Source organism: Plesiomonas sp. ISS29 (genome assembly GCF_056522795.1).
This window is the reverse complement of record NZ_JAWRZQ010000001.1, coordinates 597,210-614,404: the sequence shown is the minus strand read 5'-3', so window position 1 is coordinate 614,404 and position 17,195 is coordinate 597,210. Positions and strand designations below refer to the sequence as shown.

The following is a 17,195-nucleotide window of genomic DNA, read 5'->3' as shown; positions in this document are numbered from 1 at the left end:
ATCAGCAGGGAAAGAGTAACGCATCACATGAAAGGGATAACCGTGAACAAGCCCCTGATCACACTCCTGCTGACCGTCATGCTGACGGTCAGCCCTGTGCTGCAGGCTGCATCCTGCCAATGGCCTGACTGGGCGCTGTTTAAACAGCGCTTTTTAGATGAATCTGGCCGAATTATTGATCGCAGCGATCCGCGCCAGATAACCACCTCGGAAGGGCAATCTTACGGGCTGTTTTTTGCGCTTGTTGCTGGAGATAAAACCGCATTTCGCCAGATATTACGCTGGACAGAAACCCATCTGGCACAAGGTGATTTAAGCGAAAACCTTCCCGCTTGGTTATGGGGGCGTGATGATCAGGGCAACATGCAAATACTTGATGCTAATTCAGCCTCTGACTCTGATTTATGGATAGCCTATAGCCTAAAAGAAGCGGGGCGATTATGGAAAATCCGTGATTATCAAAGCCAGTCGGCCCTGCTGTTACAAAAGATCCTGCAACAAGAAGTCAGTGATTTGCCACAACTTGGCCCGATGTTATTACCCGGAAATCAGGGGTTTATCAAACCCGATTACTGGACACTCAACCCAAGCTATCTGCCGCCGTTTATCCTCGATAATCTGGCAGCCAGCTACCCGCGCAGCCGCTGGCCGACTATTCGCCAAGCGGCACGTACCCTACTACTAGAGAGTGCTCCGCACGGTTTTGCACCGAACTGGATTAACTGGACCAAACAACAACAGTGGCAGCCTAAAGCTGATGCACCTTGGCTTGGCAGTTACGATGCTATTCGTGTTTATCTGTGGGTTGGCATGCTAAACCCCGATGCACCCGATTTTACCCCCCTGATTGCCCGTTTTCAGCCAATGGTCAGCTATGTCAATGAGCATCAACAGCCGCCTGAAAAAATAGACATACAATCATTACAGGTCAGCGGAAACCCGCCGGTTGGCTTTTCAGCCGCGCTGTTACCGCTGCTAAAACAGTCAAAAGCAGACCAAGCACTGGCCGAACAGCGCCAGAGAATTGCAGATAACCCGCTGGCGGCTGATGCTTATTACAACAGTGCTCTGACACTGTTCGGGCTGGGTTGGCTGGAAAACCGCTACTCATTTTCACCACAAGGTGAGCTGATTTTACAAGGTCGTACCGCATGTCAGGATTAAAACCACTGATCTATTCGCTATTGGCTGTCAGCCTCAGTCAGGCCATTCCACAGGTCAGTGCCACACAGCCACCTGCTGAGGTCTCACCGGTCAATTGGTTACTCAGCCAGATCCAGCTGGGCGAATCGCGCTTTCGTGATGATTTGGTACAAGACTCACTGCACCGCCTGTTCAGCATTGAACCGAATAATCCTGATGGCTTAAGTGCCCAGTTACGCCTTGATCTGCGGCAAAATAATCTCTCTGCGGCAGCCGCTACGCTGGCAAAGTTACAACAGATAGCCCCTGACTCGCTAGCCTATAAAACGGCACAAATAAACTACAACCTGACGCAGCCACAGCAAAAAGCTAAACTGCAACAGGCCCGCCTATTTGCCCGTGCCGGCCGCTACGAACAAGCGTTAACACTGTATCAGGATCTGTTTCACGGCGTATTCCCGACCCCAATACTGGCACTTGAATACTGGGATACCGCCGCCCGAAATGGGCAAACCGAGCAAGCACAACAAGCACTGCAACAGCTCAATGCTCTGTATCCCAATAACGGCGCTGTGCAACTGGCATATACCCGATTATTGCTGGATAAAACCCCTGACTCTGCGGCGGCATTTGCCCTGCTTGGCAAGCTGGCTGATAACCCGATTGAGCGCAATGATGCCTCACAGCTTTGGTATAACCAACTGCAACGGCTGCCACAACAGCAGTCTACCGCTGACCTTTGGCAGCGCTATCTCAGCCTTTATCCCGACGCTAGCCCAGAGGCTAAAAGCGGGTATACCGAGCTGACCGCGCTACTGAAAAATCCAGCATTCCAAGCAAAAAGCCGTGCTTACCGCCAGTTAGACACCAATTCAACCAACTACGCACTGATCGAACAAGAGCTGCAAAAAGCCCTGCGCGGATACCCCAATGATCCAGAGCTGATTGGTGAGCTAGGTCGGTTACGCCTGCGACAAGGGCGACACACTGATGCCATCAATCTGTTTGAACGGGCACAAAAGCTGAATACTTCGGCAGATAATGCGAGCAAGTGGTCGGCGCTAGTGAGTACAGCCCGTTACTGGCAGCAGATTAATTTGGGGGATAAAGCCCTTGAGAATGGGCAGCTAAGTCAGGCGGAAAATGCTTACCGCCGAGCCTTGCCGATTGAACCCACTGATCCGTACGCCAATATTGGGCTGGCCAGCGTTGCCGCCAAACGGGGCGATACAGCCAAAGCCGATCAACTGTATCAGCAGGCTCTGCGCCAACAGCCCGACAACAGCAGCGCTCTGCGCGGGCGAGTTAATTTGTATTTGGAAAAAGACCCGGCCAAAGCCCGCCGCTTACTGGCGACCCTATCGCCAGCGCAACGTAAAAGCTTTGCCAGTGACTTAAACCGGATTGAAGCTACACAATTGCAAAAAGAGGCCGAACAGATGATCGGCCAGCAGCAACTGCTCGGCGCAGAAGGCAAATACAGCCAAGCACTACGCTTACAGCCTGATGATGTTTGGCTGGCCTATAATTTAGCTAAATTGCGCGCCCAGCTTGGCCAGCAAAATGCCGCAGAAACCTTCTCTGCCCAATTAACTAAAAAACCAACCGATCCCGAATTACGTTATGCCTACAGTCTGTTTTTAGCCGGACAGGGGCAGGAAAAACAGGCCATCAGTAGTCTAAGAACATTGCCAGAAACCCAGTGGGATACCCGAATGCACGAACTGGCCAGCCGGCTGGAGTTTGGCAGTATCATGGATAATGCCCGTGCTATGTATAACCGTGGGCAAAATAAAACCGCCATCGCTTATCTACAGATGCAGCAAAAAACCTATCCTGAGCGGGCCGCCATTCCACTGACACTCGGTGACTGGGCACAGCAAGCAGCTCAGTGGTCAGCGGCACGCAGTTATTATCAGCAGGCATTGAAACTCGAACCCAATAATGCCGATGCTACCCTTAGCCTCATTGAAATTGATGTTGCTCAGGGCCATAAACAGGCCGCACAGCAAGCTTTAAACACCTTCACCGCCGAACATCTAACATTAAAGGCCGCTTCTACTACCCCTACCGCACAAAAGCAAAACAGTGAAGCCGTTGTTACGCCAGATATGCAGCGCCGGGCGGCCAATATATGGGTACAACTGGGCAATCCGCAACAAGCCCGCTCACTGCTGAGCCCATTACTGACCGCAGAAACTAAAGATCCACTGCTTTTTCGGGATGCAGGGCGGGTAGAGCGCTTAACCGGCAACCCGCAGCAGGCAACCCGTGATTTTGAACGCGCCTTACAGCTGATTGATCAGCCCATTGATCAACCAGCCAGCACCGCTGTAAAACCCCAAGCCGCAAGCGCGGTGAAAGCCGGTACCAAAACCGATGACACTGTACCGAATGTCACAGAGCAACAGCACCTTGATGCCACCCGCCAGACACGGATTAATCCGCAAGATGACTGGCTAAAACGCAGCATCCGCAGTGATGCCGAGGATTTGTACCGCCAGCAAGACCCGACCGTTACGCTCGAATATGACCGCTGGGGCAGCAAGGGCACAGCCGGAACATCAGATCTCAGCGCCGGTAACCTGATGCTAGAAGCGGCGATACCCTATCAGGATGGTCGCCTGTTTTTCCGAGCCGATCAGGTCAGCATGAATGCCGGTAAGGCCGATCTGCTGAATGTTGATAATGCGGCAGACTTTGGCAGCGCCTTATTATGTGCCCCGACCGAGCTCCATCCTGAAAAACGCTGTCAGTTTGGCAGCAGCAGCCAGCGGGCGCAGGGTACAGCACTGGCAGTCGGCTGGCGCGGAGAGCGCTGGCAGGCCGATATCGGTACCACACCGCTGGGTTTTGAAGTCACCGACTGGGTGGGTGGTATCAGCACGAAAGGTGATATCGGCCAGCTCGGGTGGTCAGCTGTGCTCTCGCGTCGGCCACTGAGCAACTCACTACTCGCCTACGCTGGAACGATTGATCCAAATACCGGCGAAGTCTGGGGGGGGGTACGTGCTACTGGCGGAAAACTGGGGTTAAGCTGGGATCAGGGCGGGCCATACGGTGTATGGTCAAGCCTGCAATACCATCTTTTGAGCGGTCAAAATGTAGAAGACAATACCCGTTTACGCTTAATGAGCGGCGTATACCACCGGCTGATTGATGAGCCACACCGCCGTTTGCGGATCGGCACGAATGCCATGTACTGGACATTTGACAAAGATCTCAGTGGCTACACCTTCGGTCAAGGTGGTTACTACAGCCCACAACGCTACGTTTCAGTTTCACTGCCCGTCAGCTACAGCCAGCGCTGGGAAGACTGGTCTTTGCACATGGAAGCCTCGGTCGGCTACTCATGGCCAAAATCAAACGGTGGTGCGTATTACCCGACTAGACCAGATCTGCAGCAACAGGCTCAGAATATTGTCGATGAAACCTCGATCTCACCGTTTTACAGCAGCGGCGGAACGCCGGGAATCGGCTATCGGGCACGCTTGCTGGCCGAGCACCGCCTAACACCGCATTGGTTTGTCGGTGCAGCATTTGATCTTGAAAAATCAGACACCTACACGCCAAGCCATGGGTTATTGTATCTACGTTATAGCTTTAATGGCTGGAATGGCGATCTACTGCTACCACCAGAACCGCTAACGCCGTATGCCGATTTTGACTGATAGCTAACACCCCCATTGATGAATGACCAAATAGTTAATCATGAATGGGAAATAATCAAACAGAGACAGAACGGATGCATCAGGCCAGCGGCTGATGTGGGGCGACCGAGGCACGCCGGACCAAACTTGGCTCAAGCATAATCACCACCGGATCACGGTTGCGATCATGCAGGCGTGCCAGCAGTGCATCAACCGCCAGCTGCCCAAGATCCTCTTTGGGCTGATGCACGCTAGTCAGCGGCGGTGAAAGGTAACGGGCCAGCTCAATATCGTCATACCCCATCACCGACATATCTTCCGGTACTTGTAATCCGGCGTAGTGCAGCACCTGATACGCCCCCACCGCCATCACATCATTACCACAAAATACGGCAGTAGGCCTTGGGTTACACGATAACAGCTGTGTCATCCCACACAGCCCGCCAGAGAAATCAAAATCGCCCTCAACTTGGTAAGCAGGATCAGGCGTAATCCCTGCCTCATTCAGCGCACGTAAGTACCCCTGCAAACGCCCCTGAGAAGGGTGTTTATCGAGCGGGCCGGTGATAATCGCAATCTGTCGATGGCCCTGATCCAGCAAGTGGCAGGTTGCCAGATAACCGCCATATTCAGAGTTATCACGGATCAGATCAGCCTGCCCGCCCAACGGCCCCCAATCCATCATCACCAGAGGAATTTTCGGATGCCGGCGGAACAGGCTGCTGATATCGGCGTGCGATTCACTGCACATCATCAAAATGCCATCAACCCGCTTTTGCAGCAACGTATCCAGACTGTGGCTCATCCGCTGCGGATCACCGGCGGTATTGCAAAGCACTAACTGATAGCCACGCTCATAGCAGCTCTGCTCCACGCCACGCACCACTTCGGCAAAAAACGGGTTATTACTGGTCGTCACCAACATACCAATAGTATGAGTTTGGTTAACTTTCAGGCTGCGGGCCAGCGCCGACGGCGAGTAGTTGAGCGTCTCAACGGCATTGATGATGCGCGCGCGAATTTCATCGCTGACAAAGCGGCTATCGTTAATTACATGCGATACGGTAGAGGTAGAAACACCCGCTAAGCGGGCGACATCTTTCATGGTTGCCATAATTAATCGGCTACCGGCTGGTAATTCGGATGCTGCTGCAATAAAAAATGATCGGTTTCATGTCGCCACGGAATTGAGGGCTGCGCGCCAAAACGGGTAACAGAAATGGCTGCCGCCGCATGGGCAAAGCGGATCGCTTCAGGCAGCGTTTTTTGCTCAAGCATCGCAGTGACCAGTGCGCCATTAAAGGTATCTCCAGCGGCGGTGGTATCGAACGCCTGTACCCTAAATCCGGGGATCACTTCTCCGGCCTGCCCCTGTTGGCTAACCCAAACACCGCGTGCACCGAGGGTAATCAGCACAGTTGCAATACCTTTAGCATGCAGCAGTTGGGCAGCTCGCGCGGCATCGGCATCAGCGTCAACTTTAATGCCGGTTAAGCACTCCGCTTCGGTTTCATTCGGGGTGATAATATCCACCAGCGCCAGCAGCTCATCGGGCAACGGGCGCGCCGGAGCAGGGTTTAAGATCACCTGAGTACCGGCAGATTTGGCGCAACGGGCAGCGCTGATAATCGCCTCCAGCGGCGTTTCCAGTTGCATCAGCAACGCATCGGCATCTTCAATCAGTGGTAGATGCGGCTGTAGGCGATCGGGGGTTAGCGCGGCGTTGGCTTCCGCTGCAATACCTATGCTGTTTTCGCCCAGCTCAGTGACAAAGATCATCGCCACACCGGTATTCATACCCGGAATAGCGCTGACACCCTGCACATCAATACCATCACGCACAAATTGCTCGCGCATCCGCAGACCAATGTCATCATCGCCCACACAGGCAATAAAGCCAACCTGAGCACCTAAACGCCCGGCAGCCACGGCCTGATTCGCCCCTTTCCCGCCATACACAATCTGGTAATGGCGGCCAGTCAGTGTTTCGCCCGGACGTGGAAAATGGTTTACTGACAAAATATGGTCGGCATTCACGCTGCCTAAGACCACTAATTTTCGGCTATTCATACAATGACTCTCTGGTTGGATCGTGCCTGCGTGGCCTGAACCTATCACGATTTGACGACGGGGAAAAAGTGCTGCGAATAGTCAATCGATGACGACGCTATCCGCAGCAGCAAGGATTACTGGGAAACCACTTTCAGGGCAACAGGGATGTTTGCATCAACCGGCTGGCCTTTCAGGACTTTATCTGCTGTTTCCACCCCAATCTCACCGATCAGCTCAGGCTGCTGGGCAATAGTTGCGCCTAACTTACCACGTGATACGGCTTTGATCCCATCCTCTGTGCCATCAAACCCGACCACCAGCACCTGCTCTTTACCCGCCGCTTGCAAAGCACGCAGCGCACCAAGTGCCATTTCATCATTTTGTGCAAATACGGCCTGTACGGTTGGCTGAGCCGCTAACAGGTTTTCCATCACATTCAGGCCCTTGGTGCGATCAAAATCTGCCGGTTGAGCAGCCAGTAAATTAAGCTGATGCTCTGCCACCGCCTGCTTAAAGCCCTGACCACGATCACGGGCAGCAGATGTACCGGCAATACCTTCTAATTCAATCACTTTTGCCTGTTTGCCCACTTTTTGTGCGATAAAGTCACCGGCCATTTTGCCGCCTGCTACGTTGTCAGAAGCAATGTGGCTAACCACTTTGCCCTTCTCCGCGCCACGGTCGAGAGTGATCACCGGAATATTGCTGCGGTTTGCCATGGCAACGGCATTAGCGACAGCGGCTGAATCCGTCGGGTTAATCAGTAATACTTTCACGCCACGCACGGTCAAATCTTCCACATTCGCCAGCTCTTTTGCCGGGTCATTTTGCGAGTCGAGCACAATAATGTTGTAACCCAGCGCCTTGGCTTTTTTCTCTGCCCCCTCTTTCATCGTCACAAAAAAGGGGTTATTTAGTGTCGAAACCACCATGGCAATGGTATCGGCAGCCAGCGCATTCGCGCTCAAGGTGGCACTCAGTACAGCAGCAGAAACGAAGGTTGCTAACTTTTTGATGTTCATCACTATATTCCTTATCATTATTATCAGAGGTAACGTAAAAACGTGGGTTAAACAGGCGGTACTGCAGCACTATTTACCGCTTTTGTTATCCACCAGAACAGCCAGCAAAATCACCACAGCTTTTGCTATCATCTGGTAATAAGAGGAGACATCTAACAGATTCAACGCGTTGTTCAAAAAGCCGATAATCAGCGCACCGACCAGCGTTCCCATAATCCGGCCTTTACCACCGGCTAAACTGGTGCCCCCCAAGACTACCGCCGCAATTGCATCAAGCTCATAGCCAGTACCCGCAGTTGGCTGGGCAGAAGAGAGGCGGGAGGTAACAATCAAACCAGCCAGTGCCGCCAGCATGCCGCACAGGGCATAGACCGCAATTTTTACCCGATCAACATTGATGCCCGACAAACGGGTTGCCGACTCATTGCCACCAAGTGCATAGATATAGCGCCCCATACGGGTATGGTTGAGCATGTACCACGCACCAGCGAACACCAGCGCCATCAGCCAAATCGGTACTGGAATACCAAACAGATAGCCTGTGCCTAACCATGCAAAAGCATCGGCAGAGTCAGAAAACCCGGTGCTAACTGGTCGGCCTTCGGTATAAACCAGCGTAGCGCCGCGCAGTAAAGTCATGGTCACTAAGGTGGCGATAAACGCCTGCACTTTACCTTTGGCTATCACCACACCTGTTGCACCGCCAAGCAGTGCGCCAAGCCCTAATGCTGCGGGGATCACAACCCAAATCGGCAGCTCTAGCCCCACTAGCGTAGCGGCCACCGCGCCACATAACGCCAAGACCGAGCCGACCGACAGATCAATGCCGGCAGTCAAAATCACCAGCGTCATCCCGACGGCAATAATGGCGTTGACCGAGGTCTGGCGCAGAATATTCAGCAGGTTATCAACGGCAAAAAAATTCGGATTAAGGAAAGAGACCACCACAATCAACACCAGCAGTGCGATTAAGGATTTTTGCTCTAACAGCCACGCTTTACTGATATAACGCGACGGGGTGGGATCGTTGCTTTTCATACTCTGCACACTCATGCTGCTTGTCCTGCGGGTTTGCCAACGGCAGCGGCCATCAGCGTCTCTTGGGTTGCGGTTTCGCGGGTAAATTCGCCGCTAATCCGCCCTTCGTGCATCACCAATACACGATCGCTCATTCCCAGCACCTCAGGCATTTCGGAAGAGACCAAGATGATGCTCAGTCCGTCACGCTTAAACTGGTTAATTAGCTGATAAATCTCTTTTTTCGCGCCAACATCCACCCCACGGGTAGGCTCATCCAAAATCAGTACTTTCGGGCGCGTCATCAGCCCGCGCGCAATCGCCACCTTCTGCTGGTTTCCACCTGACAGTAGGCCAATCGGCTGCTCCATGCTGGGGGTTTTAATCGCAAATAAGCGGATAAAATCGCCCACCGCCTGCTGCTCTTCGCGCTGACGCAGTGCCCATGCCGAGCTGAAATAGTTCAGTGCTGTCAGCGTCATGTTCTCTTTGACCGACATGCCAAGCACCAGACCATCACCTTTACGATCTTCTGAAATATAGACAATTCCCTGCTGCAAACCCTGTTCAGGTGAGCGGATTTGCACCGTTTTGCCGTCGAGTTGCAGCGTGCCTTGCTGCCGTGGCAGTGCGCCATACAGCACTTTCATTAGCTCGGTTCGCCCAGCCCCCATCAGGCCGGAAATTCCGAGGATCTCGCCCTGATACAGGTTGAAACTGACATTACTGACACCCGCACCACTGATATTTTCAGCTTGTAAACGCAGTGGGCCACACGGCTGAATCAGGCGCGGGTACTGCTCATCAAGCTTGCGCCCGACCATCATCTCTATCAGGCGGTCTTCATTTAGACTGGCCACGGTACATTCGCCGATAAACTGACCATCACGCAGCACGGTGACATCATCACAAATGGCAAAGATCTCTTTTAAGCGATGCGAGATATACACGATACCGCGCCCTTCAGCTTTCAGTTCGCGGATCACCGCAAACAGTGCCTCAGTTTCGGTATCGGTCAGCGCATCAGTCGGCTCATCCATGATGATCACGCGTGACTCAAAACTGATGGCTTTGGCAATTTCAACCATCTGCTGCTCACCGATAGAGAGATCGGCCAATAACTGGCGGCTGCTGTGGCGCACATTCAGCCGCGCCAGCAGTTGATCGGCTTTTGCATACATGGTTGGCCAGTCTATCTGACCAAAACGGCCAAGAAATTCGCGGCCTAAAAAGATATTTTCGGCAATAGTCAGCTGCGGGATCAGATTCAGTTCTTGGTGGATGATGCTGATACCCGCTTCCTGCGAGGCTTTCGGGCCGCTAAAACTGGCAGCCTGCCCGAGGTAGTTCAGCGTACCGGCATCTTTTTGGTAGATCCCAGTCAACACTTTCATCAGGGTCGATTTTCCCGCCCCGTTTTCGCCCATCAGTGCCATCACGCGGCCGCCATACACTGACAGGCTCGCGCCAGAGAGCGCCTTCACGCCAGGAAAGGCTTTATCAATACCACTTAACTGCAGTAACAGAGTGTCAGACATAACCGTTTCCTCAGAACACCACGCCGGAGTAGAAAATCACGTTGGCATACGCCGTACACTCACCACTGCGCACCACACCACGGCTGCTGCGGGTGCGCGCTTTGAAGGCTTCGTGCGGCACATACTCAATGCGAATGGTATTCCCCTGCTGCACGCCAAGCTGGGTCAAATGCTCGACCACTTGCGTATGCAGCTGCGGGTTGACGCTGATAAACTCTTCGGCCATCAGCACCGCTTCAACCTGCATTTCATGGGTGATGGCCGTCATCACCTGCATAAACGAGGGCACGCCGGCTGAAACCGCCAGATCAATACGCTGCGGATCAGCGGGAATCGGCAGACCGGCATCGCACAACGTCAGGCCATCGGTATGCCCAAGGCGGGCAATCAGGTGGGATAATTCGGCATTTAACAGAAAACTTTTCTTCATGGCCGTTACTCGCAGCAAAAGGCTAAAAACAGGCATCGAAACGTTTCGATATGCAGTTATTAAAACACATTGCAGCAAAACGACAATCAGGATCAGATAAAATGTGACGCAAACGATAAACTTTATGCCAAAACTTTTAGCCGGATCGGTTAAGCAGAAGGGTAAAAGTCTGCATTCAGATGAAAACAGCGGTGAGTATTAGCGACGGGAAGTGGGTGCATCACCACCTGCAGTATTGCGGGATTGCCGCGGTTGATGGTGCGGAGCAACCTCTTCACCCAGGCTTATCCAGCGTAAATGCTGATCGCATACCGCCCGATAACCCACCGCAACAGCCTGAAAACCTACGGCTGGATCATACTCACGGTTAATGTGGTGATGACCGTGAAACAGTTGTCGCACGCCAAGTGAGCGTGCAACGTTGTCGATCACCTGAAAACCGCGCGGATGGGCCGCCGGTGCTTCGTGGGTGACTAAAATATCAGCCTGCTGTTGGCTTAACCCTTCTAGATCTGAGGGAAAGAGCGTGGTGCGGTGGCGCAGGGGCAGGCCGCCGCGCCATAACTGGCCCTGCTCTAAATGCTGACAGTAGTGGATAGGGTCAAAAAACATCGGCTTGTAAGGCGGCATCCAGATCTGGCCGCGAAACACGCCACCTAGACCGGCAACCCGCACTCCGGCAATCTCGACCACCCGCCCGTGCAGATTGCGCCCGCCAAACGCGCCACTGAACAGCGCTTCATAGGCGGCCACCGAAAGGCTGTCATGGTTGCCGGGAATAAACCAAACCTCGGTGACCTCTTCCAGCGCCTGCAAATCAGCCGACGATTGCAAGGCCAAATCACCCAAAATGACCAGCGCATCGGGCTTTTCTGCCTGCACCAAAGGCAATAAGTAGGCCAAAGAGCCGTGAGGATCGCCTGCAAACCAAATCACTTCCTCACCTCACGTCTGCGTTATCTGTTGGTCTTCACTGTAACCTAACAGAATTATATTTCTACCTGTGCCCCTAACTCTACCACTCGATTCGGTGGAATATGGAAAAAGTCGGTAGAACGTAACGCATTTTTGCTCAGCCACATGAAAATCAGACCACGAACCTGCCCAAACAGTGAGCGTTTCCCCATGATCAGAGTTTCCCGTGATAAGAAAAACGAGGTATCCATCAGGCTAAACATCATGCCTTTCATACAGCAGCGGCGGAAAACCTCTTCTACATCAGGGGTCTCTTTAAAACCATAGGTGGCGATCACCCGTACAAAACTCGGTGATAACGGCTCTATTTCAATGTGCTGGTCGGCGGCCACATACGGCACATCTTCGGTACGAATGGTCATCAATACCACGCGCTCATGCAGCACTTTATTGTGCTTTAGGTTATGCAGCAGGGCATACGGCACGGCATTGGGCGCGCGCGATAAGAAGATAGCCGTTCCCGGCACGCGGGTTGGCGGGTTCTTTTCCAGCGCATTGATCATCGTATCGAGTGCGCCGTTGTTTTCACATAAACGGCGAACCAGATGAAAACGTTCACTTTTCCATGTCATCATAATGCCGACCATGGTGCAGCCAATCAGCACCGGGAACCAGCCGCCAGACTCAAGCTTAATCAGGTTTGAGGCAAACAACGGCAAGTCTATCATTAGCATCAGCGTCAGCATCAGCAACACCAGCGGTAATGGCCAGCGCCAGTTACGCAGTGCCACCACTGACAACAGAATCGAAGTGAGCACCATCGTTCCTGTTACCACAATGCCGTAAGCCGAGGCCAGATTGCTCGAGTGGCGGAATGTCAGCACCACCAGCACCACGGCAATAAACAGCAGCCAGTTGACCAGTGGAACATAAATCTGACCCGCTTCCTCTTCTGAGGTGTGCAAAATGGTCATCGGGGGAAGATAGCCTAGGCGAACGGCCTGTCGTGTCAGAGAGAATGCGCCAGAAATCACCGCTTGCGAGGCAATAACCGTGGCGAATGTGGCTAAAATCACTAGCGGAAACAACGCCCATTCGGGGGCTAGCATAAAGAACGGATTTTTCACTGCGGCTGGATTACTCAGCAGCAGCGCGCCCTGCCCAAAATAGTTCAGCACCAGTGATGGGATCACCAGAATAAACCATGCCAAGCGGATAGGTTTGGTGCCAAAGTGCCCCATATCGGCATACAAGGCTTCTGCACCAGTAACGGCCAATACCACCGAGCCGAGTGCAAAAAAGGCCAGTATTTTGTGCGCCCAGAAAAAATCGAGGGCCCAGCGCGGATCGAGCGCCTGTAACACTTCCGGATGCATGGCTATTCCGCGAACCCCCATCAGCGCCAGCACGCTAAACCAGAGCAGCATTACTGGGCCAAACACCTTGCCGACCAAACTGGTGCCGTGGCGCTGGATCATAAATAGGCCGGTTAATACGGCAATGCCAATCGGCAGGATATAGGGGTCAAATGCCGGAGTAATCAGCTCTAATCCTTCCATCGCGGAAAGCACTGAAATAGCGGGGGTGATAATACCATCACCGTAGAAAAAGCCAGCGCCAATTAGCCCCAGAACCAAAATAATGGCAGTAGTCCGCGGCTGAGTTCGCCGACCGGCCAGTGACATCAGCGTCAGAATACCGCCCTCGCCGGCATTATCGGCTCGCATCACAAAGCAGATATATTTGACCGAGACTACCAGCATCAACACCCAGAAAATGGTGGAAAGAAAGCCATAGATCACCGATTGGGTAACGCCCAATCCGGCCATCGACAAAATACACTCCCGTAGGGTGTATAACGGGCTGGTGCCGATATCCCCATACACCACGCCAATGGCGGCCAGCGTCAGTGCCGGCATGTTTTTCTTATGCTCAGTTTGCATTGTTAAATCCAGTCACTGTCTGATTTTTTAATGATCCGTAATCTGTACCGGCCTATGTTGCGCAATGGTAGCAGACTCTGCCGCAGGGCCGTTATCGCTGACGACACTTCCTATTTAGTAATTTGTAACGAATTAGTGGCCAAATAATGGCACTGGAAAATTGCAGAAAGTAATTTCAGACGTTACTATTTTCAGTATCAGCCGCATTTGTCTGATAAAAACTCAACTTTGTATGTAGATTACTGCCTATCATGCCAAAACCCAAACTTCCGATTGAAACCTTGTTAGAACGCGCAAGGCAGCTAGACCATTCCGATGCGCGGCAAGCGATTATTCTGTGCCGTTTACTGCAACACACGCACAACCAGTTGCTCAGTCAGCACAATGAAGCACTCAAGCAGTACCAGATTAATGATTCACTTTTTACCGCGCTGATACTGCTGTACACCAGTGAAGGTTACACTTTGCAACCCTCAGATCTGAGTACACTGCTAAATACATCACGCACCAGCGCAACACGCATTGCCGATGAAATGGAAGCGCGCGGATGGATTTCACGCCAGCTAGTAGCCGATGATCGGCGCTGCTTTCAACTGACATTAACCGCGCAGGGGCTTGATTTTATGCACGCTATTTTGCCGCCAGAGCGTGAGCGGTTGTGTGCTCTTTGGTCGCCGTTCACCGCCGATGAGCGGGCACAATTTGAACATCTACTCCACAAACTTTTGTTACAGATCTAAGAAGGACATGAACACCATGACAGCGCCAAGCACGCCGCCGATCAGCGCCAAAAAAACCATCCGTAAACGTGCCATGCTCGCGGTATCGGCGCTGTTTATTCTGGCCGCCGCCGCCTATTTTGCTTACTGGTATCTGGAGCTGCGCCACTATCAGCAGACCGATGATGCATATGTGGCCGGTAATATCATTCCAATCAATACCCAGATAACCGGCAGCGTTACTGCTATTTTTGCCGACGATAACGACAAAGTGCTAGCCGGACAGCCACTGGTTACGCTCGATAGTACCGATGCAACGCTGGCGCTGGAACAGGCGAAAACACAATTGGCTGAAACCGTGCGCAATACCCACAAACTGATGCTCGATGTCCGCCAGTTACAGGCCAACGTGGAAGCCCGCGCAGTGATCTTGTCTCAGGCAATGTCTGATTTAAAACGGTTCAGCACACTTGGCCGCAGTGATGCTATTTCGCAGCAAGATTTGCAACATGCCCAAAATGCCGTGCGTCAGGCACAAGCAGAGCTGACCGCTGCCCAGCAGCAGCTAAATGCCACTCAGGCACTGGTGCTCAATACCCCGCTGGCCGCCCAACCTGCAGTAAAACATGCGGTAGAAGGGGTGAAGCAGGCGTGGATTAATCTGCAACGCACCACCATTGTCAGCCCGAGCGAAGGTTATGTAGCGAAACGCTCGGTACAAGTAGGCAGCTACATTGCTCCGGGTAACCCGCTGATGGCAGTAATCCCGCTGCAAAATGTCTGGGTAAATGCCAACTTCAAAGAGACACAACTGCAAAACATGCGAATCGGGCAGCCAGTAACACTGATCTCCGATTTTTACGGTGACAACACCGTTTATCACGGCACGGTACAGGGCTTATCAGCCGGTACGGGCAGTGCGTTCTCCCTGCTACCACCGCAAAATGCAACCGGTAACTGGATCAAAGTGGTGCAGCGCCTGCCGGTACGCATTCAGCTTGATGCCACAGAGCTGACTACGCACCCGTTACGGGTTGGCTTGTCAATGACTGTCAACGTCAACACCCTTGATCACTCCGGTGCAGAGCTGGCAGAAAAACCGCAACAAACCGCCACCGCCAGTACACAGGCACTGGATATCAATATGGCACCGATAGAGCAGAATATTGCCGCTATCCTTGCCCAAAATCAGGGATAAGAGGCCAGTATGCAAAAGCCATTAGAGGGCAAAGCACTGGTCTGGGCAACGCTGGCGCTGTCACTGGCGACCTTTATGCAGGTGCTTGACTCCTCAATTGCCAACGTGGCCATTCCGACGATCTCCGGCAGTTTAGGGGCATCAACCACACAGGGCACATGGGTTATCACCTCATTTGGTGTAGCCAATGCTATTTCACTGCCGCTAACGGGCTGGTTTGCCAAACGTTTTGGCGAGGTGAAGCTGTTTATCGCCTCAACGATTTTGTTCACCCTGTTCTCGTGGCTGTGCGGCGTTTCATCCTCACTCGAAATGCTGATTTTTTTCCGAGTGATGCAAGGGCTAGTCTCTGGCCCAATGATCCCGCTGTCACAGAGCCTTCTGCTGTCAAACTATCCGCCAGCAAAACGGGCTATTGCACTAGCACTCTGGTCGATGACGGTAATCGTCGCCCCGATTTGTGGGCCGGTGCTTGGCGGTTATATCAGTGATAATTTCCACTGGGCATGGATATTCTTTATCAACGTCCCGGTCGGCATTTTTGTGGTGTTGTTAACCCGTAAAGTGCTAGCAGGGCGCGAAACTGAACGTGAATATAAACCGATGGATATGGTCGGGCTGGGCCTGATGGTTATCGGGGTAGGTAGCCTGCAAATCATGCTCGATCAGGGGCGTGAGCTCGGCTGGTTTAACTCCAATGAGATACTGATCTTGGCCGTAACTGCCGCCGTAGCACTCTCATTTTTCATCATCTGGGAGCTGACCGACGATAATCCGGTTATCGATTTATCGCTGTTTGGCTACCGCAACTTTACCATTGCGGTGATCTGTACCAGCCTAGGTTATATGATCTACTTCGGGGTGATTGTGCTGCTACCGCTGATGATGCAGACCAACCTCGGTTATACCGCATCGTGGGCAGGATGGGCTTCGGCACCGGTCGGGTTTATTCCGCTATTTTTATCGCCGCTTATCGGTAAATACGCGAATAAAATCGATATGCGGGTGCTGGTCAGCATCAGTTTTCTGGTCTATTCCGGCTGCTTTTTCTGGCGCGCAACGCTGTTTACCACCGATATCAGCTTTGAGTGGATTGTCTGGCCGCAGTTTGTACAGGGTATTGCGGTGGCCTGCTTCTTTATGCCGCTGACAACCATTACCCTATCAGGATTACCGGCCAATCAGCTGGCCAACGCCACCAGCTTGTCGAATTTTATGCGTACACTGGCAGGTTCTATTGGTACATCCATCACCACAACGTTGTGGGATAACGGCGAAGCGGTAAACCAAAATTACCTAACTGAGCATGTGAACCCTTACAATCCAGCGGCGCAGCAGGCCCTGCACGGGCTGCAAAGTGCCGGATTAAGCGCCCAACAATCGGCCGGCATGCTGGCGAACCAGATCACGCAACAAAGTTATATTTTGTCGGCCAACACCATTTTTACCCTGTGTGGAGCACTGTTTATCGGCTTACTGGTGCTGATCTGGTTCGCCAAACCGCCGTTTAATGCCGGAGGCGGCAACAGCGGCGCGCACTAAAATTGTACATCACTGCGTTAATCTTA

Annotated in this window: 13 protein-coding genes; 5 read left to right on the top strand and 8 right to left on the bottom strand. The window is 52.7% G+C overall.

Features of this window, described 5'->3' with window-relative positions; all coding sequences use genetic code 11:
* Positions 1-27: 27 nt before the first annotated feature.
* Positions 28-1,164 carry a cellulose synthase complex periplasmic endoglucanase BcsZ gene (gene bcsZ / locus AC1HDJ_RS02680; protein WP_479533133.1) on the top strand — a complete coding sequence of 379 codons (1,137 nt, stop codon included), beginning with the start codon at positions 28-30 and terminating at the stop codon, positions 1,162-1,164.
* On the top strand, positions 1,152-4,814 hold the full coding sequence (bcsC, locus tag AC1HDJ_RS02675) for a cellulose synthase complex outer membrane protein BcsC (protein ID WP_479533131.1): 3,663 nt from the start codon (positions 1,152-1,154) through the stop codon (positions 4,812-4,814). The genes bcsZ and bcsC overlap by 13 nt, the downstream gene beginning before the upstream one ends.
* Before the next feature lie 79 nt (positions 4,815-4,893).
* Here the strand turns inward: bcsC and AC1HDJ_RS02670 are convergent, their stop codons facing one another.
* From AC1HDJ_RS02670 to kup, 8 genes are all read right to left on the bottom strand, one after another.
* On the bottom strand, positions 4,894-5,907 hold the full coding sequence (locus AC1HDJ_RS02670; RefSeq protein ID WP_479533129.1) for a substrate-binding domain-containing protein: 1,014 nt from the start codon (positions 5,905-5,907) through the stop codon (positions 4,894-4,896).
* 2 nt (positions 5,908-5,909) lie between these two features.
* Positions 5,910-6,863: a ribokinase gene (gene rbsK, locus AC1HDJ_RS02665; protein WP_479533127.1), complete on the bottom strand. Its 954-nt coding sequence runs from the start codon at positions 6,861-6,863 to the stop codon at positions 5,910-5,912.
* 116 nt (positions 6,864-6,979) lie between these two features.
* Complete coding sequence (rbsB, locus tag AC1HDJ_RS02660) at positions 6,980-7,867, bottom strand: ribose ABC transporter substrate-binding protein RbsB (RefSeq protein WP_479533125.1); 888 nt, start codon at positions 7,865-7,867, stop codon at positions 6,980-6,982.
* Positions 7,868-7,936: 69 nt separating this feature from the next.
* Positions 7,937-8,905 carry a ribose ABC transporter permease gene (gene rbsC / locus AC1HDJ_RS02655; protein ID WP_479536966.1) on the bottom strand — a complete coding sequence of 323 codons (969 nt, stop codon included), beginning with the start codon at positions 8,903-8,905 and terminating at the stop codon, positions 7,937-7,939.
* An 11-nt stretch (positions 8,906-8,916) separates the two neighbouring features.
* Positions 8,917-10,422: a ribose ABC transporter ATP-binding protein RbsA gene (gene rbsA / locus AC1HDJ_RS02650; RefSeq protein WP_479533123.1), complete on the bottom strand. Its 1,506-nt coding sequence runs from the start codon at positions 10,420-10,422 to the stop codon at positions 8,917-8,919.
* 10 nt (positions 10,423-10,432) lie between these two features.
* Positions 10,433-10,852, bottom strand: coding sequence for a D-ribose pyranase (gene rbsD, locus AC1HDJ_RS02645; RefSeq protein ID WP_479533121.1), 420 nt, complete (start codon positions 10,850-10,852; stop codon positions 10,433-10,435).
* Between the two features lie 198 nt (positions 10,853-11,050).
* Positions 11,051-11,788: a metallophosphoesterase family protein gene (locus AC1HDJ_RS02640; protein ID WP_479533119.1), complete on the bottom strand. Its 738-nt coding sequence runs from the start codon at positions 11,786-11,788 to the stop codon at positions 11,051-11,053.
* 53 nt (positions 11,789-11,841) lie between these two features.
* Positions 11,842-13,710: a low affinity potassium transporter Kup gene (gene kup / locus AC1HDJ_RS02635; protein ID WP_479533118.1), complete on the bottom strand. Its 1,869-nt coding sequence runs from the start codon at positions 13,708-13,710 to the stop codon at positions 11,842-11,844.
* A gap of 251 nt (positions 13,711-13,961) precedes the next feature.
* Between kup and AC1HDJ_RS02630 the strand changes: the two genes are divergently transcribed.
* The 3 genes from AC1HDJ_RS02630 to AC1HDJ_RS02620 are packed head-to-tail and all read left to right on the top strand — an operon-like array spanning position 13,962 to position 17,169.
* The gene (locus AC1HDJ_RS02630) at positions 13,962-14,450 is read left to right on the top strand and encodes a MarR family transcriptional regulator (RefSeq protein WP_479533115.1); all 489 of its coding nucleotides are present in this window, start codon (positions 13,962-13,964) and stop codon (positions 14,448-14,450) included.
* Between the two features lie 7 nt (positions 14,451-14,457).
* Complete coding sequence (locus AC1HDJ_RS02625; RefSeq protein WP_479533113.1) at positions 14,458-15,627, top strand: EmrA/EmrK family multidrug efflux transporter periplasmic adaptor subunit; 1,170 nt, start codon at positions 14,458-14,460, stop codon at positions 15,625-15,627.
* 9 nt (positions 15,628-15,636) lie between these two features.
* A complete protein-coding gene (locus tag AC1HDJ_RS02620) occupies positions 15,637-17,169 on the top strand; it encodes a DHA2 family efflux MFS transporter permease subunit (protein WP_479533111.1) in 1,533 nt (510 codons plus the stop codon).
* Positions 17,170-17,195 lie beyond the last annotated feature (26 nt).